Source organism: Streptomyces sp. P9-A4 (genome assembly GCF_036634195.1).
Lineage (GTDB): Bacteria > Actinomycetota > Actinomycetes > Streptomycetales > Streptomycetaceae > Streptomyces.
In genome coordinates this window covers 695,242-715,589 of record NZ_JAZIFY010000001.1, presented here as the reverse complement: position 1 = coordinate 715,589, position 20,348 = coordinate 695,242, and the positions used below count along the sequence as shown (strand labels likewise).

General features: G+C 71.9%; 20 protein-coding genes. 13 read left to right on the top strand and 7 right to left on the bottom strand.

The features are described 5' to 3' along the window. Positions 1 to 68 precede the first annotated feature (68 nt). Complete coding sequence (locus V4Y03_RS03015; protein ID WP_332433900.1) at positions 69 to 1,151, bottom strand: NADH:flavin oxidoreductase/NADH oxidase; 1,083 nt, start codon at positions 1,149 to 1,151, stop codon at positions 69 to 71. A 124-nt stretch (positions 1,152 to 1,275) separates the two neighbouring features. On the opposite strand from V4Y03_RS03015, the gene V4Y03_RS03010 reads away from it, so the two are divergent. Continuing rightward, the gene (locus V4Y03_RS03010) at positions 1,276 to 1,629 is read left to right on the top strand and encodes an ArsR/SmtB family transcription factor (RefSeq protein WP_317876461.1); all 354 of its coding nucleotides are present in this window, start codon (positions 1,276 to 1,278) and stop codon (positions 1,627 to 1,629) included. A gap of 102 nt (positions 1,630 to 1,731) precedes the next feature. On the opposite strand, the gene V4Y03_RS03005 is transcribed toward V4Y03_RS03010, so the two are convergent. Then, positions 1,732 to 2,382 carry a DUF305 domain-containing protein gene (locus V4Y03_RS03005; RefSeq protein ID WP_317876460.1) on the bottom strand — a complete coding sequence of 217 codons (651 nt, stop codon included), beginning with the start codon at positions 2,380 to 2,382 and terminating at the stop codon, positions 1,732 to 1,734. 176 nt (positions 2,383 to 2,558) lie between these two features. On the opposite strand from V4Y03_RS03005, the gene V4Y03_RS03000 reads away from it, so the two are divergent. After that, entirely contained in the window at positions 2,559 to 4,094 is a 1,536-nt protein-coding gene (locus tag V4Y03_RS03000) for an LVIVD repeat-containing protein (protein ID WP_317876459.1), read from the top strand. Here the strand turns inward: V4Y03_RS03000 and V4Y03_RS02995 are convergent. The 4 genes from V4Y03_RS02995 to V4Y03_RS02980 all read right to left on the bottom strand — a co-directional run bounded on the left by V4Y03_RS02995 (position 4,073) and on the right by V4Y03_RS02980 (position 7,349). Beyond that, positions 4,073 to 4,744, bottom strand: a complete 672-nt coding sequence (locus V4Y03_RS02995) for a TetR/AcrR family transcriptional regulator (RefSeq protein ID WP_332433899.1) — start codon at positions 4,742 to 4,744, stop codon at positions 4,073 to 4,075. The genes V4Y03_RS03000 and V4Y03_RS02995 overlap by 22 nt on opposite strands. 129 nt (positions 4,745 to 4,873) lie before the next feature. Then, positions 4,874 to 5,548 (bottom strand): phosphatase PAP2 family protein, encoded by a 675-nt coding sequence (locus V4Y03_RS02990; RefSeq protein ID WP_317876457.1) that lies wholly within the window; start codon positions 5,546 to 5,548, stop codon positions 4,874 to 4,876. A gap of 111 nt (positions 5,549 to 5,659) precedes the next feature. Continuing rightward, on the bottom strand, positions 5,660 to 6,595 hold the full coding sequence (locus V4Y03_RS02985; protein ID WP_332433898.1) for a M56 family metallopeptidase: 936 nt from the start codon (positions 6,593 to 6,595) through the stop codon (positions 5,660 to 5,662). Positions 6,596 to 6,746: 151 nt separating this feature from the next. Beyond that, positions 6,747 to 7,349, bottom strand: coding sequence for a DUF5134 domain-containing protein (locus V4Y03_RS02980; protein ID WP_332433897.1), 603 nt, complete (start codon positions 7,347 to 7,349; stop codon positions 6,747 to 6,749). A 172-nt stretch (positions 7,350 to 7,521) separates the two neighbouring features. On the opposite strand from V4Y03_RS02980, the gene V4Y03_RS02975 reads away from it, so the two are divergent. From V4Y03_RS02975 to V4Y03_RS02955, 5 genes are all read left to right on the top strand, one after another. Then, positions 7,522 to 8,073 (top strand): GNAT family N-acetyltransferase, encoded by a 552-nt coding sequence (locus V4Y03_RS02975; RefSeq protein WP_317876454.1) that lies wholly within the window; start codon positions 7,522 to 7,524, stop codon positions 8,071 to 8,073. Positions 8,074 to 8,253: 180 nt separating this feature from the next. Next, positions 8,254 to 9,660: a DUF6421 family protein gene (locus tag V4Y03_RS02970; protein ID WP_317876453.1), complete on the top strand. Its 1,407-nt coding sequence runs from the start codon at positions 8,254 to 8,256 to the stop codon at positions 9,658 to 9,660. Positions 9,661 to 9,695: 35 nt separating this feature from the next. Next, on the top strand, positions 9,696 to 10,457 hold the full coding sequence (locus V4Y03_RS02965; RefSeq protein WP_332433896.1) for an SDR family oxidoreductase: 762 nt from the start codon (positions 9,696 to 9,698) through the stop codon (positions 10,455 to 10,457). Then, positions 10,454 to 11,533: a threonine aldolase family protein gene (locus tag V4Y03_RS02960; RefSeq protein WP_317877149.1), complete on the top strand. Its 1,080-nt coding sequence runs from the start codon at positions 10,454 to 10,456 to the stop codon at positions 11,531 to 11,533. Before V4Y03_RS02965 ends, V4Y03_RS02960 begins: the two co-directional genes overlap by 4 nt. A 256-nt stretch (positions 11,534 to 11,789) precedes the next feature. Then, positions 11,790 to 12,482 carry a B3/B4 domain-containing protein gene (locus V4Y03_RS02955; RefSeq protein ID WP_332433895.1) on the top strand — a complete coding sequence of 231 codons (693 nt, stop codon included), beginning with the start codon at positions 11,790 to 11,792 and terminating at the stop codon, positions 12,480 to 12,482. A gap of 114 nt (positions 12,483 to 12,596) precedes the next feature. Here V4Y03_RS02955 and V4Y03_RS02950 read toward each other — a convergent pair whose 3' ends face one another. Beyond that, positions 12,597 to 13,319 carry a lysophospholipid acyltransferase family protein gene (locus V4Y03_RS02950; protein WP_332433894.1) on the bottom strand — a complete coding sequence of 241 codons (723 nt, stop codon included), beginning with the start codon at positions 13,317 to 13,319 and terminating at the stop codon, positions 12,597 to 12,599. 261 nt (positions 13,320 to 13,580) lie between these two features. On the opposite strand from V4Y03_RS02950, the gene V4Y03_RS02945 reads away from it, so the two are divergent. The 6 genes from V4Y03_RS02945 (at position 13,581) to V4Y03_RS02920 (ending at position 20,313) form a co-directional block, all read left to right on the top strand. Next, on the top strand, positions 13,581 to 13,892 hold the full coding sequence (locus V4Y03_RS02945; protein WP_332433893.1) for a TlpA family protein disulfide reductase: 312 nt from the start codon (positions 13,581 to 13,583) through the stop codon (positions 13,890 to 13,892). A 197-nt stretch (positions 13,893 to 14,089) separates the two neighbouring features. Beyond that, positions 14,090 to 14,620: a flavin reductase family protein gene (locus V4Y03_RS02940; RefSeq protein WP_317877144.1), complete on the top strand. Its 531-nt coding sequence runs from the start codon at positions 14,090 to 14,092 to the stop codon at positions 14,618 to 14,620. 199 nt (positions 14,621 to 14,819) lie between these two features. Beyond that, on the top strand, positions 14,820 to 15,605 hold the full coding sequence (locus tag V4Y03_RS02935) for an electron transfer flavoprotein subunit beta/FixA family protein (protein WP_317877143.1): 786 nt from the start codon (positions 14,820 to 14,822) through the stop codon (positions 15,603 to 15,605). Between the two features lie 89 nt (positions 15,606 to 15,694). Then, positions 15,695 to 16,657, top strand: a complete 963-nt coding sequence (locus V4Y03_RS02930; protein ID WP_317877142.1) for an electron transfer flavoprotein subunit alpha/FixB family protein — start codon at positions 15,695 to 15,697, stop codon at positions 16,655 to 16,657. A gap of 153 nt (positions 16,658 to 16,810) precedes the next feature. Beyond that, on the top strand, positions 16,811 to 18,100 hold the full coding sequence (locus V4Y03_RS02925) for a DUF6986 family protein (RefSeq protein ID WP_332433892.1): 1,290 nt from the start codon (positions 16,811 to 16,813) through the stop codon (positions 18,098 to 18,100). Positions 18,101 to 18,189: 89 nt separating this feature from the next. Then, complete coding sequence (locus V4Y03_RS02920) at positions 18,190 to 20,313, top strand: protein kinase domain-containing protein (protein WP_443079719.1); 2,124 nt, start codon at positions 18,190 to 18,192, stop codon at positions 20,311 to 20,313. Positions 20,314 to 20,348: the final 35 nt, after the last annotated feature.

Below are 20,348 nucleotides of genomic sequence, written 5' to 3'. Positions count from 1 at the left end.
CTGACAACGGGCCCCCGGACACTCCCGCGCGCCGCCGCCGGCCCGCGTCCCGCGCGGGACGCCCCGGGTCAGATCGCCCAGGCGTACTGCGACGGGGCGTGGGTCGTGGCGCCGAGTTCGCGGGCGGCGCGGCGGGGCCAGGAGGCGTCGCGCAGCAGCTCGCGGCCGAGAAGGACGGCGTCGGCCTCGCCGTTGGCGACGATCTTCTCGGCGTGCTCGCTCTCGGTGATCAGACCGACGGCGGCCACCGGCAGTCCGGTCTCCGCCTTGACGCGGGCGGCGAAGGGCACCTGGTAGCCGGGGCTCAGCGGGATCTGCGCGGGTCCGCCGTTGCCGCCGCTGGAGACGTCGAGGAGGTCGATGCCGTGCTCGCGAAGGAGTGCGGCGAACCGGACGGTCTCGTCGGGCGTCCAGCCCTGCTCCTCCAGCCAGTCGGTGGCCGAGATCCGGAAGAAGACGGGGAGGTCCTCGGGCCAGACCGCCCGGACGGCGTCGACGACCTCCAGGGCGAACCGGGTCCGGTTCTCGAAGGAGCCGCCGTACTCGTCGGTGCGGTGGTTGCTGTGCGGGGAGAGGAACTCGCCGATGAGGTAGCCGTGCGCGCCGTGCACCTCGACGACCTGGAAGCCGGCGTCGAGGGCGCGGCGGGCCGCGTCCGCGAACAGGCCGGTGATCTCCCGGATCCGTTCCACGGTCAGCTCGGTGGGCACGGGGTGGCCCTCGGCGAACTCGACGGGGCTGGGGGCGACGGGCTGCCAGCCGGGGCCGCCGTCGGGGACGGGGCCCCGGCCCTCCCAGGGGCGCTTGGTCGAGGCCTTGCGTCCGGCGTGGCCGATCTGGATGCCGGGCACGGTGCCGTGCTCCTTGAGGAAGCCGGCGATCCGTCGCAGGCTCTCGGTCTGGGTGTCGTTCCAGAGGCCGAGGTCCGCCGGGCTGATCCGGCCCTCGGGGGCGACGGCGGTGGCCTCCACGAGGATGAGTCCGGCGCCGCCGGTGGCGCGGGAGCCGTAGTGGGCGAAGTGCCAGTCCGTGGCGACGCCCGCGTTCGGGCCGGTCATCTCCGCGGAGTACTGGCACATGGGCGCCATCCAGACCCGGTTGGGCACGGTGAGGGACCGCAGGGTGTAGGGCTCGAACAGGGCGACGCTCATGACGGACTCCGTTTCGGGGTGCCTGGAGGGACGCTAGTACGATATCCCTCGTAGTACGAGATCTGTCAAACTACGAGAGTCCTCGTACAATGAGCGGTACCCCGGATGAAGTGGAGCCGCCACGATGACGACGACCACCAGCCCCCGCGAGCTGGAACACCCCGCGCGCGACCGGATCCGCCTGGAAGCGGTGCTCCACGCGCTCGCGGATCCGGTGCGCCTGCAGATCGTGTGGGAGATGGCGCGCGAGGGCGTCGGGCTGAGCTGCTCGTACTTCGACCTCCCGGTCACCAAGTCCACGACGACCCACCACTTCCGGGTGCTCCGCGAAGGCGGCGTCATCCGGCAGACCTACCGGGGTACGGCGAAACTCAACTCCCTGCGCCGCGACGACCTGGACGCCCTCTTCCCCGGCCTCCTCGACAAGGTGCTCACGGCGGTGGCCGCCCAGACCGCCCGCGAGGGCGGCGCGATCTAGGGGGCTCTTCGGGCCATGGGCGGCGGCGGTGCGGTCGTGCCGCCGCCCGGCCGAGCCGTCGGCCGGACAGGCGCGCGGGCCGTCGGACCGTCAGCGCAGGTCCTACAGCGACCGCATCCGGTTGATCTCCGAGGTCTGCTGGGCGATGACGTCGTTCGCCATCTCCTCCACGAGGACGTTGTTTCCCTCGGTCAGGACCTCCGCCGCCATCGTCACCGCGCCCTCGTGGTGCGTGATCATCAGCTTCAGGAACAGTGTGTCGAAGGCCTTGCCCTTCGCCGCGCCCAGTTCCTTCAGCTGGGCCTCGGTGGCCATGCCCGGCATCGAGTGGTGGTCGTGGCCCGTCTGTTCGCGCGGGCCACCGTTGGTTTTCAGCCAACCTTCCATCGCGCCGATCTCCGGCTTCTGCGCCGCCGCGATCCGCTCGGCCACCTTCTTCACCTGCGGGGAGCCCGCCCGGTCCGGGGCGAGGGCCGTCATGGTGAGGGCCTGCCGGTGGTGCACGATCATCATCTGCGCGTAGCGGAAGTCCGCTCCGTTGGGGCTCTCGTCGGGGAGCAGGCGCGCGGCCTCCTCCGGGGATATCCGCCGGGCCGGTTCACCCGGCTTCCCCGGCGCCACCACCGTGTTCCCGGTCGACGCCCCGGCCCTCGGGTCCCCCTTGTCGGGAGCCGACTCGCAGGCGGCCAGGGCGAGTACGGCGACGGCGGACAGGGCCACGGCGACGACGGCACGCTGACGGCGGATCAACAACGCGACCTCCAGGTGTTCTTGCGGGGACAGTGACCGTTCCTAGCACCTTTCTCGGGGTGACCGATCAAAAACCTTCATTACGTCTGCGTTGCCATCTGTTGAGATGTGCACGGCAAGGAAGATACTGCCGGGGTCCAACACCCGTTCAGTGCTGAACGGATACCAGGGAGGACGGAGTGACTTCGTTGCGTACCCCGCGTACCCCATCCATCACGCGTGACCCGCGTGCTCGGATCAGACGCCTGGGCGTGGCATCCGCCGCGGCCGGGCTGCTGGCCACACTGCTCACGACCGGCCCCGCGGCCGCCACACCCGACCCGGGAGACGCCCTCGTGCAGGGCAAGGTCACCTCGCAGCAGGCGGCCGACGCGCGCTCCGCCATCCAGAGCGGCGAGATACCCGGCGTGGACGAGATCGTCCACAGCTCCAACATCGAGCACCTCGCGAACATCCCCAAGGACGCCCTCCAGAGCCTCAACACGGACCTCGCGTTCCAGGGCAAGTACGCCTTCGCCGGCAACTACGACGGCTTCCGGATCTACGACATCAGCAACCCGAAGGCCCCGAAGAGCGTCGCGCAGGTCCTCTGCCCCGGTTCCCAGAACGACATCTCCGTCTCCGGGAACCTGCTGTTCCTCTCGACGGACTCCTCCCGGAGCGACAACTCCTGCGCCAGCACCACGCAGCCCGCCTCGGTCAAGGAATCCTGGGAGGGCATGAAGATCTTCGACATCAGCGACATCGCCAACCCGAAGTACGTCGCCGCCGTCGAGACCTCCTGCGGTTCGCACACCCACACCCTGGTGCCGAAGCGCAAGGACGTGTACGTCTACGTCTCCTCGTACTCGCCCAACGCCGCCTTCCCCGACTGCCAGCCCCCGCACGACGGCATCTCGGTCATCAAGGTGCCCCGCAAGGCGCCCGAGAAGGCCGCGATCGTCAACTTCCCCGTCCTCTTCCCGGGCGAGGGCCCGGACGGCGGCGGCAACCCGGGCGGACCCACCAACCCGGGCGTCTCCAAGACCACGGGCTGCCACGACATCACCGTGCTGCCGGAGAAGAACATCGCCGCCGGTGCCTGCATGGGTGACGGCATCCTCTTCGACATCGAGGACCCCGAGCACCCGAAGGTGATCGACCAGGTCCAGGACAACGTCAACTTCGCGTTCTGGCACTCCGCCACCTTCAACCAGAAGGCCAACAAGGTCGTCTTCACCGACGAGCTCGGCGGCGGCGGCGCGGCCACCTGCAACGCCGAGGTCGGCCCCAACCGCGGTGCCGACGGCATCTACGACATCGTCGGCAAGGGCAAGAAGAGCAAGCTCGTCTTCCGCAGCTACTTCAAGATCCCGCGCCACCAGGCCGACACCGAGAACTGCGTCGCCCACAACGGCTCGCTGATCCCGGTCAAGGGCAAGGACCTCATGGTCCAGGCCTGGTACCAGGGCGGCGTCTCCGTCTGGGACTTCACCGACTCGGCCAAGCCCAAGGAGATCGCCTACTTCGAGCGCGGCCCGCTGTCCGCCACCACCATGTCGACCGGTGGCTCCTGGTCCGCGTACTACTACAACGGCTACATCTACTCGAACGACATCGCCAAGGGCTTCGACGTCCTGAAGCTCTCCGACCGCCGTACCGACCCCGCGAAGCGGATCCGGATGGACGAGCTCAACGTCCAGACGCAGCCGGACTACTCCGACTTCGACGACTGACCGGGCCCATGAGGGCCGGCTGACGGACTGAGCGCCGGCGTGCCGTCGGGCGGACCCCCGCCCGGCGGCACACCCGCCTCCCAGTCCAGCCCGTAACGGTGGAACAGCTCCGACCGCAGCCGCGCGATCGGCATCCCCGCGCCCGGCAGCAGCACCGCCACCACCGCGCCCATCAGCAGGGCGCGCAGCAGCGGATAGTCGGTGTCCACGTCCTCGGAGCCGTACCGCGTGACCGTGTCCCGCAGCAGGAACGCGAGCCGCTGCTGCTCCTCGCACTGCACGAACCCCTCGGCCTGCAGGATGCCCGCCATATGGGTCCGCATCAGCGTGGGGCGCTTCGCCGCCAGGCCCAGGATCGCGTCGATCGCGCGGGCCAGCCGCTCCCGGCCGTCCTCCGTACGGGGCTCCCGCTCCAGCGCCTCCTCCAGCGTGAGGTGCATCAGCCGGTGCACCGCCGCCTGCAGCAACTGCTGCTTGCCGGGGAAGTAGTACGAGATCAGACCACGTGCCGTGCCCGCCCGCTTCGCGATGTCACCGAGGGTGGCCGCCTCGTAGCCCCGGGTGTCGACCAGCTCCACCGTGGCCTGCAGAATGCGCTCCCGCGACCTGCGGCGAAGCTCTTCATTGACCGATGGGCTACGCGGGGACATGCTGGACTCCTGCGTTGACTGGCTGCCAGCCAATATACTCGGCGCATCCCGTCGGCACGCCCGTGTGGCATACCGCCGGGGATGCCGTCTGTTCTGGGCGACACGGGGGATCGTCCAGAACAGGCGGCTTCATCGTTCCTCTTCCATTCTGCTCCCGTCGCCGGCGGGAACCGTGCGCCCGTCCCGCCGCTCGCTCCAGCGGTACGTGAGGACCGCCACGGCCACGCAGCACCAGCCGAACAGCCAGCCCCCGAGCACATCCGAGGGCCAGTGCACGCCCAGGTAGACCCGCGTCCACCCGACCCCCAGGACGGACACGACCGCGGCGCCCGCGAGCGTGCCCCAGCCGCGCCACTCGTCCCGCCAGTGGATCGAGAGGACCCAGAGCAGCAGCCCGCAGGTCACCGTCGCCGTCATCGCGTGCCCCGACGGGAACGCGGCGTACCGCGCCGAGTCGACCGGATCGACCCAGTGCGGCCGGTCCCGCCCCACCAGCGCCTTCAACGCCTGCTGGAGCCCCACGGCCAGCAGGCTGGTCCCCACCACCCACAGGGCCGTCCGCCGCTCCCTGCGCCACCACAGCAGCAGCGCGGTCGCCCCTGCCAGGGCACGCATCGTCCACGGGTCCCATGCCCAGTCGCTGAGGACGCGGTTGAGGTGGGTGAACCCGGGGTGCGTCACGGCGTGCCGGTGGAGAGCCTCGGCGACCGACCGGTCGAAGGAGAGCAGCGGGGCCCAGCCCACGGCGACGAGCACGAGCAGAAGGACGGCCAGAACCCCGGTGACCACGGCGGAGGTGCGCATGCGTCGATCCTGCCCGACGATCCGCACCGGGTGATCGTCACCCCGGTCCCCGCGCGCCGTCGCGTGCGCCGAGGTGCGCGCCCAGGACGGGCCCGCTGTCGCCATCGGCCGCTATCCCAGTGCGCTGAGCGCCGGCACGAACGCCACGAGGACCGGGACCACCGGCACCAGGGACGCGGCGGCCGTGAGCCGGAGCCGGCGTCCGGCCGTGAGCCGGGGCGCGGCGGTGAGCAGCCGGTTCACCCGCAGCGGAAGGTCCGCGTACGGGCCGGACGCGGGGCCGAACACCCCTCGGTCCTCGTTGAGTTCGACGAGGGCGAGCGCGATCGTCAGCCGCCCGAACCGGCGCGAGGCCACGTCGTCGGCAGCCAGCTCCACCAGCCGGTGCATCTCCCCGCGGAAGGCCGCGAACACCGGGATGCCCGGGAATCCGGCCGCCAGCGCCCCGGAGCAGTGCAGCAGCCAGTCGTGCCGGGCGCGCGCGTGCCCCTGCTCGTGCGCCAGGACGGCGTCCAGCTGACGTCCTTTCAGCCGCCGCAGCGCCGCCGTGGTGATGACCAGCCGGGGCGTCGCCCCGGACATCCACCAGGCGTCCGCCCGCTCGCCCTCCAGGATCACGAGACGCTCGCCGCCCGGCTGTTCCCCGGGCAGCAGGGGCGCGCGGACCAGCAGATCGCAGCGGCGCTGCCGCCGCCGGGCGCGGGCGCCGCTGATCTCGCGGCCCAGCATCGCCCCGGTCCACACCCCGCCGGCCGCCAGGGCCACCGCGAGCACCGCGGACCACGGCCCGGTCGTACCCAGCTCGTAGGCGTCGACCACCGCGCGCGGCGCGGGGGCGAAGACCTGGCCCCGGACGGCCTGCCAGGCGGTCGACGCGCTGAACGTCATGGAGAGCGCGAAGCTCAGCAGCACGGCGGCGACCACGCACTGCCAGACCCACAGGGCCACCACGGGTTCTCGCTCCACCCAGTCGGCCCGCGACAGCAGCCGGGGGGCCGCGAGAGCGGTCAGGAGGCCGAGCAGGAACAGCGCGAGGGAGACCCACATGGGCGTCACTTTATGAGCGGGATACGGGTCGGGGGTACGGCCTCGCGAAGCAAGTGACGTACGCCACGGTTTCGTTGCCCGTACGGCGCGCCTCTGGGCCCCTTTGCACCGTGCGGCGCCCACCGCCACCGGCCCGCCCGGTGCCGCGCGCTCACACGGTCAGCAGCATGCCCAGCATCGCGAGCGCCATCGACAGGCGGCAGGCGAGCGTCAGTTCCGGCCGTCTCGCCCAGGCCGGCCCGGGCCCGCCGACGGCCACCGAGGGTGCCCCGGCGGGCACCGGGCCGCGCACGGCCGCCGGTGCCACCACGGGCACGAGTCTCGCGCCCGTGTGGAGCACGTACACCCCGTAGTAGAGGAGAAGCCCGCCCGTGAGCGCGGGTATGCCGCCCGCCGTGCCCGCCGTGTGCCCCGCGTGCGCCCCCGCACCGGCCGAGGCCATCGCCACCGCCATGTAGACCATGGCGAGCGAGCCGACCAGATGGTGCAGATGGTGACGGCCGTGCCGGACCGCCATCAGGGCGTGCAGGGTCGCCCCGCCGAACACCGCCGCGTACACCGCCCAGCTCCACTCCGGCGGCGAGAGCACCGCCGCCGGCAGCGCCATGGACGCCATCCCGAAGCCCATCACCGCCTCGGCGCCCGCCGACCGCCGCTCCTCCCCGGCGCACGCCCGCATCCGCAGCAGGCAGTACACCCCCGTCGCCACGCACAGCGCGACCATCAACCACCCCGAAAGGGCCGGTCCGTGCACGGCACACCTCCCCCTCGACGCCGTCACCTCCAGGGAGGCATGCCCGCCACCGGACGGGCACACGCGGGCGCACAGGCGCGTACAGGCGTACGAAGGGGAGTGAACGGCTCGCGTTAGGCTCGGCACGATCGCGCACGACGATCGCCAGCGCCCGAGGGGAGCCCCCGTTCACATGGACACCGCCACGTCGCACGAGACCGGCCGTATCAGCTACCGCGAGGCGGTCCTGGACGATGTCCCGGCCCTCGTCCCGCTCGTCGAGTCGGCCTACCGGGGCGACGCGAGCCGGGGCGGCTGGACCACGGAGGCGGACATCCTCCAGGGTCAGCGCACCGACCCCGAGGGTGTGGCGGCCGTGATCACCGCGCCCGCCAGCCGCCTCCTGGTCGTCGAGCGCGACGGTGAGCTCGTCGCCTGCTGCCAGCTGGAGCACCGGGGCGAGGCCGCGTACTTCGGCATGTTCGCCGTCCGTCCCGAACTCCAGGGCGCCGGTCTCGGCAAGCTGATCATCGCGGAGGCAGAGCGCCGGGTGCGCGAGGCCTGGGACGTGAGCGAGATGCACATGACGGTGATCTCCGTACGCGAGGAGCTCGTCGCCTGGTACGAGCGGCGCGGCTACCGGCGTACCGGGCGGATGACCCCGTTCCCGTACGGCGACGAGCGCTTCGGGCTGCCCCAGCGCGACGACCTGGAGTTCGAGCTCCTGGTCAAGCCGCTGGGCTGACGGCGGGCCCCTGCCGGGGCCGGGCCGTATGGCGGAAGGGTGGCTTCAACCCTGACCGACAGGAAAAACTTCTGTCGACAGGGGGGTCGCGCAGGATAATTTCTCTTGCCTCCCCTTGTGGTGAAGAACCGTCGATGGTTACGGTGTCTTAACGCGAGGTTCTCCTGTGGAGGAAGAGGCATGACGGAAATTCTTGTGCAGGACGTGACCGGTGGGGGGATATCCACCGACGCCCGGGTGATCGACCACCCCGCCTGGCCCGAGCTCAAGAATGCCGTGGAGGAGATCCGCGTCTGGCAGAGCGCGGACGGTTCCATCGACTTCGAGCGCGAGGGCGCGCCCGCCCGCGCCCTGGCCGAGCTGACCCTCGACCGCGTCATCGCCGCGGTCGAGCAGCTCTCCCCGCTCGTCACGCACGACGGCGCCTACCACCAGGCCCTCGTCTCCGACCTGCGCGCCTGGGTCGAGGGCGGCTTCGCCGTCCCGGACTTCCTGGACTCGCTGCTGGCCTTCCAGCCGGCCGCCGACCGCGTGGACGGGCTCCAGCACCTCGTGCTGTTCCCGATGTACACGCAGAACGGCAACCCGGACCGCAACCTCGAAGCCGTCGTGCTCCGCATGGTGTGGCCGGAGTGGCTCTCCGAGCTGGAGCGCACCCGCTACGACAACCCGCTCTTCTGCGGCATCACCTTCGAGGACTTCACCGCCGGGTACGACACCCACTCGGCCGTCCTCTTCCCGGAGACCATCGCCGTCCGCGAGGCCCCCGAGCGCTTCACCTGGGGCGGCATCTTCTGCGACCGCGAGGCCGCGCGCTTCCGCAAGGTCACCGAGGCCGCGGTCGACACCCTGGGCATCGAGCTGCCCGAGGACATCGCCGCCATGATCGGCGACCAGACCCGCTGCGAGCAGGCCTTCGTGCTCTGGGACATGGTCCACGACCGCACCCACAGCCACGGCGACCTGCCCTTCGACCCCTTCATGATCAAGCAGCGCCAGCCGTTCTGGATGTACGGGCTCGAAGAGCTCCGCTGCGACCTCACGGCCTTCAAGGAGGCCGTGAAGCTGGAGGCCGAGGGCAACGCGCACGGCCGTGACGTGCAGTACGCGGTGCTCTTCGACCGGATGTTCCGCTTCCCGCTCTCCGGCGACCGCAACCGCAACTACGACGGTCTGGGCGGCCAGCTCCTCTTCGCGTACCTCCACAAGAACGACGTGGTGCGCTGGACGGACAACACGCTCAAGATCGACTGGCAGCGGGCCCCCGAGGTCACCAACCAGCTCTGCGCCGAGATCGAGACCCTGTACCGCGACGGCATCGACCGTCCGAAGCTGGTCCACTGGTTCAAGGCGTACGAACTGGTCTCCACCTACCTCGCCCCGCACCCGGGATCGAAGTGGGCCAAGGGTCCCGACGCCCTCGACCTCTCCCTCCCGCCCCGCAAGCTCGTCGACGACGTGCTTCCGGACGAGTTTCCGCTCAGCATGTTCTTTGAGGCCCTCGCCAAGAAGCTGAAGGGCGTGATCGCCGACACGAAGGGGATCACCGCCGCCGACGTCTCGCGGACCGAGCGGGCCGCCGCGTGAGCGCGCGAACCGAGGACACGGAGGAGGCGTCGCCCATGAACGCCAACGGAAACGGCGGGCCGCTCGACGGCGCCGTCATCGCGGTCGCCGGAGCGGCCGGCCCCGCGGGCCGCGCGGTCCTGCTGCGGCTCGCCGAGGCGGGCGCCACGGTGGTCGCGTCCGACGCGGACCCGGCGCGCCTCGCGGAGGCCGTCGACGCCGCCCGCTACGCGCACGGCGGAGCCAAGGTCGTCGGCGACACCGTCGACCTCCTCGACCTGGACGCCACGCGCGACTGGGCCGCCAAGACCGAGAAGGAGTTCGGGCGGATCGACGGCCTGGTCCACCTCGTCGGCGGCTGGCGCGGCAGCGCCTCCTTCACCGAGACGGACCTCGCGGACTGGGGCTTCCTGGAGAAGCTCCTCATCCGCACCGTCCAGCACACCTCGCTCGCCTTCCACGACGGACTGCTGCGGGCCGGCGGACGCGGGCGCTACGCCCTGATCAGCCAGGTCGGCGCGCACAAGCCGCTGGCCAAGAACGCCGCGTACAACGCGGGCAAGGCCGCCGCCGAGGCCTGGACCCTCGCCATGGCGGACTCGTTCCGCAAGCTGGGGGGCGACGACGGCCCGCAGGCGGCGGCTGCCATCCTGGTGATCAAGGCACTGGTGCACGACGCCATGCGCGCCGAACGCCCCAGCGCGAAGTTCGCGGGCTTCACCGACGTGAAGGACCTGGCCGACGAGATCGCCGGGCTCTGGGACAAGCCCGCCCAGGAACTGAATGGACAGCGTCTGTGGCTGACCCCCAAGCCGTGACCCCGGCCCTCGGCCCCCGGACCGACGCACGTCGTCACCACGACCCGTCGGTCCGGGGATTCGCCAGCGACAACTACGCCGGCGCCCACCCCGAGGTCCTCGCGGCGCTCGCCCTCGCCAACGACGGCCATCAGGTCGCCTACGGCGAGGACCAGTACACCGAGCACCTCCAGCGGATCATGCACAGCCACTTCGGCCCCACCGCCGAAGCCTTCCCGGTCTTCAACGGCACCGGGGCGAACGTGACCGCCCTCCAGGCGCTCACCGACCGCTGGGGCGCCGTGATCTGCGCCGAGTCCGCCCACATCAACGTGGACGAGGGCGGTGCCCCGGAGCGGATGGGCGGCCTCAAGCTGCTCACCGTGCCGACCCCGGACGGCAAGCTCACCCCCGAGCTGATCGACCGGCAGGCCTGGGGCTGGGAGGACGAGCACCGGGCGATGCCGCAGGTCGTCTCGATCACCCAGAACACCGAGCTGGGCACCGTCTACACGGTGGACGAGATCCGCGCGATCGTCGAGCACTCCCACGCCAAGGGGATGAAGGTCCACCTCGACGGGGCCCGGATAGCCAACGCCGCCGCCTCGCTCGACGTGCCGATGCGCGCGTTCACCAACGCGGTGGGCGTCGACGTCATCTCGTACGGCGGCACCAAGAACGGCATGCTCTTCGGCGAGGCGATCGTCGTCCTCGACCCGGACGCGGTCAGCCACATGAAGCACCTGCGCAAGCTGTCCATGCAGCTCGCGTCGAAGATGCGCTTCGTGTCGGTGCAGCTGGAGGCCCTCCTCGCGAAGGACCTGTGGCTGCGCAACGCCCGCCACGCCAACGCGATGGCCCAGCGCCTCGCGGCCGGGGTGCGCGAGGTCGACGGGGTGGAGATCCTCTACCCGGTGCAGGCCAACGCGGTCTTCGCCCGTCTCCCGCACGATGTGACCCGGCGGCTCCAGGAGCGCTTCCGCTTCTACTTCTGGGACGAGACGGCCGGCGACGTCCGCTGGATGTGCGCCTTCGACACCACGGAGGACGACGTGGACGCCTTCCTCCAGGCCCTGAAGGAAGAGCTGGCCCGCTGAGCACCACCGGGTGAAGCAGTGCGCGGACATACGGCCGGACGGAAGTCATCGACTTCCGTCCGGCCGTTTCCGTGTGCTCCACCCGCGCCGCCGGGCCGGACCGTGCGGCCATGGTTCAGTGAAGTGCACTATCCAGTGCCCTACACTGGACCTCACCGGCCGTTCCGGACACGCTGCGCGCGGCGTCCGACCGGCCGTACCCCTGGCGGACGCTCCCCACGGAGCTCCGGCCCTGGACCCCGGCGAACGGCGGATCATGACTCTCACGCTCACTGTCTCCGACGAGGTGCGCACCCTCGTCCCCGGCTTCACCTCACTGGTGATCGAGGCCCACGGGCTGGTGAACGGCCCCAGTGACGAGACCGGCTCGGCCCTCCTCGACGAGGCCGCACGGCGGCTCGCCGAGCGCCTCGACGGCCGCACCCCGGACCAGGACCCGCACATCGCCGCCTGGCGCGCCGCGTACACCGCGTTCGGCGCCAAGCCCTCCCGTACCCGCAACTCCGCGGAAGCGCTGGCCAAGCGCGCGCTGGCGGACGGCGGGCTGCCCCGTATCAACCGTCTCGTCGACGTCTACAACGCGATCAGCGTCGCGCACCTGATCCCGGTCGGCGGTGAGGACCTGGGCCGGATCCGGGGCGCGATGCGCCTGGTCAGGGCCGTCGGCGACGAGCCCTTCGTCACCACGGCCGGCGGGGTGGAGACGGTGGAACACCCGGAGCCGGGGGAGATCGTCTGGTGCGACGAGGAGGGCGTCACCTGCCGCCGCTGGAACTGGCGCCAGGGCCCGCGCACCCGGATCGACGACGACACGACCGACGCCGTCTTCCTGCTGGAGGCGCTCGCCCCGATGACGCTGGAGGAGCTGGTCGCGGCGGGGGCGGAGCTGGCCGCTTCCCTGGAGAAGGTGAGCCCGGGGGCCCGGATCACCGTGCGGGACCCGCGGTAGCGGCGGCTGCCCGCAGGGTGCGCGGGCCGGGCTCCGGGTACGCCCTGCGGGGCGCCGGGACCCGCAGTAACGGTTCTTCGTTCGAACGGTGGCGTGCGCGCCCGCGCGCTGCCGTCAGCCGGCTTCCTTGACCTGGGCCGGTGTCGGAGCCGTGCCCCCGAGGTGCGCGGGCACCCACCAGGTGTCACCCGCGTCCTTGGGGCGCACCGGGTAGGCGCGCTGCGCGGCCTCGAGGAGCTCCTGGCAGCGCTCGCGCAGCCGCCGAGTGATGGCGCCCGCGTACTGGTCGGCGGGGGCCTCCAGGGGCTCGCCGACGCGGATCGTCACCGGGATGTGGCTGCGCTTGAAGTTGCGCGGTCGGCCCTTGGTCCAGATGCGCTGCGTACCCCAGAGCGCCATCGGGATCAGCGGGACGCCCGCCTCCTGCGCCAGGCGCGCGGCACCCGTCTTGAAACCCTTGAGGGTGAACGACTGGGAGATGGTCGCCTCGGGGAAGACGCCGATGATCTCGCCGGCCCGGAGCGACTCGAGCGCGTGCTTGTAGGCGTGCTCGCCGGCCGAGCGGTCCACCGGGATGTGCTTCATGCCGCGCATGAGCGGTCCCGAGACCTTGTGGCGGAAGACCGAGTCCTTCGCCATGAAGCGCACCAGGCGCTTCTGCGGGAGCGCGGCCAGGCCCGTGAAGATGAAGTCCAGATAGCTGATGTGGTTGCTCACGAGCACCGCGCCCCCGGTGCGCGGGATGTGCTCCGAACCCTGCGTGTCGATCTTCAGGTCGAGCGCCTTGAACAAGGTCAACGCGGCGCCGATGACCGGCCGATACACGAGTTCTGCCATCTGAGAGGAACCCTTCTTCTGTGCCTGGGGAGGGCTCTCCCGGCGGAAGTTACGCGGCCGTAGGTTTTCGGCTTTGGGCAGATCGTGCCCCATGTGGGCCGCCGTGACCAGTCCAGGCGGCTTCGTACAGGGAGATTCTCGTCACTCGCGGTGGCCGTGGCGGGAATCGAACGCTGCCGTGCGACGCTGCACCTGACGACAGGGCCGGAGAGACCGGCCGGACGGATCCTGAAGAGAAGGCGGCGAAGGCGGGTGACACGAGTGACCGAAGTCCTCGGATCCGAGGTGCTCGGGGCCCCACTGGGGGAGCGCGCCACCCTCGTGCAGTTCTCCACCGCCTTCTGTCAGCCCTGCCGCGCCACCCGCCGCACCCTCGCCGAGGTCGCCGCGATGGTGCCGGGCGTGGGTCATGTGGAGATCGACGCCGAGGAACGGCTCGATCTCGTACGCGCACTGGGCATCGAGCGGACCCCCACGGTGCTCGTCCTCGACCGCGCGGGCCGCGTCGTCCGCCGGGCGTCCGGGCAGCCGCGCACGGCGGACGTCATCGCCGCCCTGGGGCGCGCGGTCTGACGTCGTGACACTTCTCCCACATCCCGGTACGCACTTGACTGCACGCGGCAACGATCGTCACCCTGACGGAGTGCCCCCAGAACTCCTTCTCTACGGCCGGACCCACGTGGACCTGGCCCGCAACGCGAGCGCGCGCTGTCCGGGCGTCTGACGACCCCAGGACCTCTCCCATGCCGCCCTCGCAGAAGGACAACTCCATGACGGTTACGCCGGACCTCCGACCCCGTACGGTTCCCACGATCGGCGCACCCCGACAGGCCTCCCCGGATCTGCTCCGCTCCGTCTTCCGCCGCCACGCGGCCGGTGTCGCGGTCGTCACCGCGCACGGCGAGCACCCCGTCGGTTTCACCGCGACCTCGCTCAACTCCGTCGCCGCCGAACCCCCGCTCATCTCCTTCGGGGTGGGCACCTCCTCCTCCAGCTGGCCCGTCATCGCCGAGGCGGAGCACATCGGCGTGCACATACTCGGCGAGCATCAGGAGGACCTGGCCGCCACCTTCGCGCGCAGCGGCGCCGACCGCTTCGGTGAGGGGACCCGCTGGAGCGTGGGTCCCGAGGGCGTGCCCGTGCTCGACGGCGTACTGGCCTGGCTGGTGTGCCGTGTGGTCGCCCGGGTGCCCGCGGGGGACCACCGGATCGTCATCGCGCAGGCGGTCGCGGGGGACCCGGACGGGGCGGGCCGGCCTCTCCTCTACCATCACGGCCGCTTCAACGCGCTGCGCGACTGAGAGTTCCCGCGCGCGCCACTCTCCGCGCATGGGCCAGATCACATGCCTGAGCGCTTGCTCACTGGTAACAAACTGGGTGTACTGGCGAGTAATATTTCGGTCGGGGCGTCCGGCGCCCCGACCGGAAACCCGCCCTTCAGGCGCCTATGCTGCGAGCAACAAGGCAGCCCAGTTATGACGATGCAGTAGGAGAGCCGGCGTGAGCTTGAGGATCGTTGTCTGTGTGAAGTACGTGCCCGACGCCACCGGCGACCGGCACTTCGCCGATGACCTGACCGTCGACCGCGACGACGTCGACGGCCTGCTGTCGGAGCTCGACGAGTACGCGGTCGAGCAGGCCCTGCAGATCGCCGAAGAGGCCGACGACGCCGAGGTCACCGTGCTCACGGTCGGCCCCGAGGACGCCAAGGACGCGCTGCGCAAGGCGCTCTCCATGGGCGCCGACAAGGCGGTCCACGTCGAGGACGACGACCTGCACGGCACCGACGTGATGGGCACCTCGCTGGTGCTCGCCAAGGCGATCGAGAAGACCGGCTACGACGTCGTCATCGCCGGCATGGCCTCCACCGACGGCACCATGGGCGTCCTCCCGGCGATCCTGGCCGAGCGCCTGGGCGTCCCGCAGGTCACGCTGCTCTCCGAGGTCAAGATCGAGGACGGTAAGGTCACCGGCCGCCGCGACGGCGACACCGCCTCCGAGCAGTTGGAGGCCTCCCTCCCGGCCGTCGTGTCCGTGACCGACCAGTCGGGCGAGGCGCGCTACCCCTCCTTCAAGGGCATCATGGCCGCCAAGAAGAAGCCGGTGGAGTCCCTGGACCTCTCCGACCTCGGCATCGAGGCCGAGGAAGTGGGCCTGGAGGGCTCCTGGACGGCGGTCGACTCCGCCGCCGAGCGTCCGGCGCGCACCGCCGGCACGATCGTCAAGGACGAGGGCGAGGGCGGCAAGCAGCTGGCCGAGTTCCTCGCGAGCCAGAAGTTCATCTAGCCGATTCCCCGGGGCGCGGCCCCGGGACCGGCGGGCTCGCGCAGAGCCACCAGACCGCCCCCTTTCCGTTCGCAGGAGATTGAAGTCCCATGGCTGAGATTCTCGTCTACGTCGACCACGTCGACGGAGCCGTCCGCAAGCCCACCCTGGAGCTGCTGACCCTCGCCCGCCGCCTCGGCGACCCGGTCGCCGTCGCCCTGGGCAACGGCGCCGCCGACACCGCCGCCGCGCTCGCCGAGCACGGCGCGGTGAAGGTCCTGACGGCCGACGCCCCCGAGTTCACCGAGTACCTCGTGGTCCCGAAGGTCGAGGCCCTCCAGGCCGCCTACGAGGCCGTCTCCCCGGCCGCCGTGCTCGTCCCGTCCTCCGCCGAGGGCAAGGAGATCGCGGCCCGCCTCGCGGTCCGCATCGGTTCCGGCATCATCACCGACGCCGTGGACCTGGAGGCCGGTGACGAGGGCCCGGTCGCGACGCAGTCCGCGTTCGCCGCCTCCTTCACCACCAAGTCCCGTGTCTCCAAGGGCACCCCGGTCATCACGGTCAAGCCGAACTCGGCCCCCGTCGAGGCCGCCCCGGCCGCCGGCGCCGTCGAGGCCCTGGCCGTCTCCTTCTCGGAGCAGGCGCACGGCACCAAGGTCGTCGGCCGCACCCCGCGCGAGTCGACCGGCCGCCCGGAGCTGACCGAGGCCGCGATCGTGGTCTCCGGCGGCCGTGGCGTCAACGGTGCCGAGAACTTCGCGATCATCGAGGCGCTCGCCGACTCGCTCGGTGCCGCCGTCGGCGCCTCGCGCGCCGCGGTCGACGCCGGCTGGTACCCGCACTCCAACCAGGTCGGCCAGACCGGCAAGTCGGTCTCGCCGCAGCTGTACATCGCCTCCGGCATCTCCGGCGCGATCCAGCACCGCGCGGGCATGCAGACCTCGAAGACGATCGTCGCGATCAACAAGGACGCCGAGGCGCCGATCTTCGACCTCGTCGACTACGGCGTCGTGGGCGACCTGTTCGACGTCGTCCCGCAGCTGACCGAAGAGGTCAAGACCCGCAAGGGCTGACCTGCGGTTCTGTTGGGCCCGGGGGCCGTACGGTGATCACTCGCCGTGCGGCCCCCGGTCGTTTCGGACAACCATTGACTCAGGTCCCGACGGCCTACTAACTTCGCTATACGGATTGTTGATTCCGTGCAGCGGAAAACAGGAGGATGTGGGATGGGTCAGCAGGAGAAGGTGTCGACGAGCCTCGCGGGCGCGGTCAGCGAGGGCATCAGTGCCTCCCTCGCAGCGGTGGACGCGGAGCTGGACCGCCGCTACCCGGGGGACCCCGGCACCCGCCAGCCCGTCCACACCGTCTACGTACCGGGCAACGTCTTCGACGCCGGAACCATCCGCTCCTGGGGCGACCAGGCCCTCGCCGCCCTCGACGAGCACGCCCCCGACGCCGCCTCCTTCGCCGCCGTCCTCGGCCTCTCCGACGACCTCGCCGAGGACGTCTACGGCCGCGTGCGGGCCAAGCTGGAGCGCGAGCCCATCGAGGACCTGCGGGTCGACTTCGAGGACGGCTACGCGGGCGCCGACGAGGACCAGGACGCCGCCCGGGCCGCCCGGCTGATCTCGGAGGCGTACCGGAACGGCACCGCCGCCCCCTACATGGGCATCCGGATGAAGTGCATGGAGTCCGCCGTACGCGACCGGGGCATCCGCACCACCGACGTCTTCCTCACCGGCCTCCTGGAGAGCGGCGGCCTCCCCGACGGGCTCGTCCTCACCCTCCCCAAGGTCACCTACCCCGAGCAGGTCTCCGCCTTCGTCCGCCTCCTCGAAGCCTTCGAGAAGGCCCACGGCCTCGACGCCGGCCGCCTCGGCTTCGAGATCCAGATCGAGACCAGCCAGTCCATCCTCGCCACCGACGGCACCGCCGCCGTCGCCCGCATGATCGGCGCCGCCGAGGGCCGCGCCACCGGACTGCACTACGGCACCTTCGACTACAGCGCCTGCCTCGGCGTCTCCGCCGCCTACCAGGCCAGCGACCACCCCGCCGCCGACCACGCCAAGGCGATCATGCAGGTCGCCGCCGCGGGCACCGGCGTCCGCGTCTCCGACGGCTCCACCAACGTCCTCCCCGTCGGCACCACCGAGCACGTCCACGAGGCCTGGCGCCTGCACTACGGCCTCACCCGCCGCGCCCTCGCCCGCGCCTACTACCAGGGCTGGGACATGCACCCCGGCCACATCCCCACCCGCTACGCCGCCGTCTTCGCCTTCTACCGCGAGGGCTTCGAGGCCGCCGCCAAGCGCCTCTCCGCCTACGCCAACCACGCCGGCGGCGACGTCATGGACGAGCCCGCCACCGCCAAGGCCCTCAGCTCCTACCTGCTGCGCGGCATCGACTGCGGCGCCCTCGGCACCGCCGAGGTCGACGCGCTCACCGGCATGGACCGCGCCGCGCTCGACCGCTTCGCCGCCCCGCGCCGCGGCGACCTCACCGCCTCCGCCGAGTAGCCGGCGAAAGCCGTCCCGAGCTGATCGGCCCACGGTCTCGAACCAGCCAACTGCCCCGTACCCTGTACGAGTTCACGCGCTGTAGGCGCATGTGCTCGACAGGGAACGGGGCATCGGTGTCATCGGGGGAGAACGAACGGCTCGCGGGCCGCTACAGAGTGGTGCGCCAGCTCGGGCGCGGCGGCATGGGGGTCGTCTGGCATGCAGTCGACGAGGTCCTCGGCCGTGAGGTCGCCGTCAAGGAACTCCGCACCTACACGGACGCGGCCGCACCCGAACTGGCCGATCTGCGCCTGCGGATGACCCGCGAGGCGCGCGCCGCCGCCCGCGTCCGCCACCCCGGAGTCATCGCCGTCCACGACGTCACCGAACACCAGGGCCGGCCGGTCATCGTCATGGAACTCATCGACGGGCCCTCGCTCGACGACGTCCTCGGCACCCGGGGCACCCTCGAACCGGCCGAGGCCGCCCGGATCGGCGCCCACGTCCTGGAAGCACTCGCCGCCGCGCACGAGGTGGGCGTGCTGCACCGGGACGTGAAGCCGGGCAACATCCTGCTCGACCGTCCCCAAGCTCCCGACTCCGCTCGGGCGGGGGAGACCCCATGGGGCCGGATCGTCCTCACCGACTTCGGCATCGCCACGATGGAGGACCCGGGCGACGGCTCCGCGACCCATCTGACCCGCAGCGGCGAGATCGTCGGCTCCCTCGACTACCTCGCCCCCGAGCGCGCCAGGGGTCAGGACCCGGGCCCCGCCTCCGACGTGTGGGCGCTGGGCGCGACCCTGTACGCGGCCGTGGAGGGCGGCTCGCCCTTCCGCCGTACGTCGACCTGGTCGACGCTCGCGGCCATCGTCACCGAGCCCCTCCCGGAACCCCGCCGCGCGGGACCGCTCGCCCCGGTCCTGCTCCGCCTCCTGGACAAGGACCCGGCCGCCCGGCCGACGGCCCGCGAGGCGGCGCGGCTGCTGGGCGCGGTGGGGGAGACGGCTCCGGAGGCGCACGCGGTGGGGGCGGTGGGGGCGCCCGCTTCGGAGGCGACCACTTCGGATGCGCCGGGTGTGGAGACGCCTCTTGCGGGGGCGCAGGACGTGGGGGCGCAGGACCTGGGGGCGCAGGCCGTGGAGGCATCCGCGCCGAACCCGTACGGGGGTTCCGTAGGGCCTATCCCGTACGGGGGTTCCGTGGAGCCGAACCCCTACGGGCGTTCCGTGGAGTCGATCCCCTACGGGGGCGCCGCAGCGCCCAGCCCCTACGGGAGTTCCGTGGAGCCGAACCCGTACGCCGGGGCCGACCCCGCCCCGACGGCGTCTCCGGCGCCCGCCGCCGCGCCGCTCGCCGGGGCCTTCGGTCCGGTCCTCCCCGTGCCACCGCCCGTGCACCTCGACGCGGGCACGGCCGGCCGCGCCGGGACGCGGGCCGCCCGCCGTGCCGGGACGAAGCCCCGCCGGGGGAACGTGCTGGTCGCCGCCTCCGTGACCGCCGTCCTGCTGGCCGGAGGCGGGCTCACGTACGCCCTCATGGACCGGGATTCCGGGGTCCTGGCCTCCGACGGGACGCCGGGCGACAGCGGCCGGGGCGCCGCCGGGGGCGACCAGGGCCGCGCAGTGGACCCGGGGACCAGCGGCGTACCGTCGCCGGGTCGGTCGAGCGGCACCGCCTCGCCCTCCGCCGGGGACCCCTCGGGGCCCGCCCCGTCCGGCTCGGCCGACGGCACCGGCCGCCCCGACCCCGACCGTGCGGACCCGGCATCGGACCCGGACTCCGGGGGCACGGAGTCGCGCGGTCCCGGCACGGGGACCGTGGCCGGCTCCGACGGACAAGGCGGCGGTACGACCGCACCGCGCACGCCCGGCACCCGCACACCCACCACGGGCGCCTCGTCCGGGGGCGGTGGCACGGCCGCGCCCACCACCGGGGCGCCGCCGCCCGCCACGGGCTGCGCGCCGGCCGGCTCCTCCGCCACCTGCCAGGTCGTGCGGAGCGCCACGAGCACCCGCTACGACGGCGGGGAGATGGGCACGGTGGGCTCCGGCCCGCACGTCTTCTTCTGCCAGGTCGACCTGGACCGGAGCGAGACGTACGGCGGACGCACCAGCCGCTGGTTCGCCAGGACGGACGACGACAGCGGCAACACCAACGTCTACCTCAGCGTCCTGCACCTGTCGGGAGGCGCGGGCGGCGGCCCGGTGGAGGGGCTGCGCGTCTGCTGAGCGTCCCTCCGGCGCGCTTCTCGGGAGTGCTGCTC

Excerpts from the sequence above, each read along its gene's own strand:
- V4Y03_RS02965 (WP_332433896.1), top strand. The coding sequence starts at position 9,696 with ATGAACGCCAACGGAAACGGCGGGCCGCTCGACGGCGCCGTCATCGCG.
- V4Y03_RS02955 (WP_332433895.1), top strand. The coding sequence starts at position 11,790 with ATGACTCTCACGCTCACTGTCTCCGACGAGGTGCGCACCCTCGTCCCC.
- V4Y03_RS02925 (WP_332433892.1), top strand. The coding sequence starts at position 16,811 with ATGGGTCAGCAGGAGAAGGTGTCGACGAGCCTCGCGGGCGCGGTCAGC.
- V4Y03_RS02970 (WP_317876453.1), top strand. The coding sequence starts at position 8,254 with ATGACGGAAATTCTTGTGCAGGACGTGACCGGTGGGGGGATATCCACC.
- V4Y03_RS02995 (WP_332433899.1), bottom strand. The coding sequence starts at position 4,744 with ATGTCCCCGCGTAGCCCATCGGTCAATGAAGAGCTTCGCCGCAGGTCG.
- V4Y03_RS03015 (WP_332433900.1), bottom strand. The coding sequence starts at position 1,151 with ATGAGCGTCGCCCTGTTCGAGCCCTACACCCTGCGGTCCCTCACCGTG.
- V4Y03_RS02920 (WP_443079719.1), top strand. The coding sequence starts at position 18,190 with ATGTGCTCGACAGGGAACGGGGCATCGGTGTCATCGGGGGAGAACGAA.
- V4Y03_RS03010 (WP_317876461.1), top strand. The coding sequence starts at position 1,276 with ATGACGACGACCACCAGCCCCCGCGAGCTGGAACACCCCGCGCGCGAC.
- V4Y03_RS02950 (WP_332433894.1), bottom strand. The coding sequence starts at position 13,319 with ATGGCAGAACTCGTGTATCGGCCGGTCATCGGCGCCGCGTTGACCTTG.
- V4Y03_RS02940 (WP_317877144.1), top strand. The coding sequence starts at position 14,090 with ATGACGGTTACGCCGGACCTCCGACCCCGTACGGTTCCCACGATCGGC.
- V4Y03_RS02930 (WP_317877142.1), top strand. The coding sequence starts at position 15,695 with ATGGCTGAGATTCTCGTCTACGTCGACCACGTCGACGGAGCCGTCCGC.
- V4Y03_RS02990 (WP_317876457.1), bottom strand. The coding sequence starts at position 5,548 with ATGCGCACCTCCGCCGTGGTCACCGGGGTTCTGGCCGTCCTTCTGCTC.
- V4Y03_RS02975 (WP_317876454.1), top strand. The coding sequence starts at position 7,522 with ATGGACACCGCCACGTCGCACGAGACCGGCCGTATCAGCTACCGCGAG.
- V4Y03_RS02985 (WP_332433898.1), bottom strand. The coding sequence starts at position 6,595 with ATGTGGGTCTCCCTCGCGCTGTTCCTGCTCGGCCTCCTGACCGCTCTC.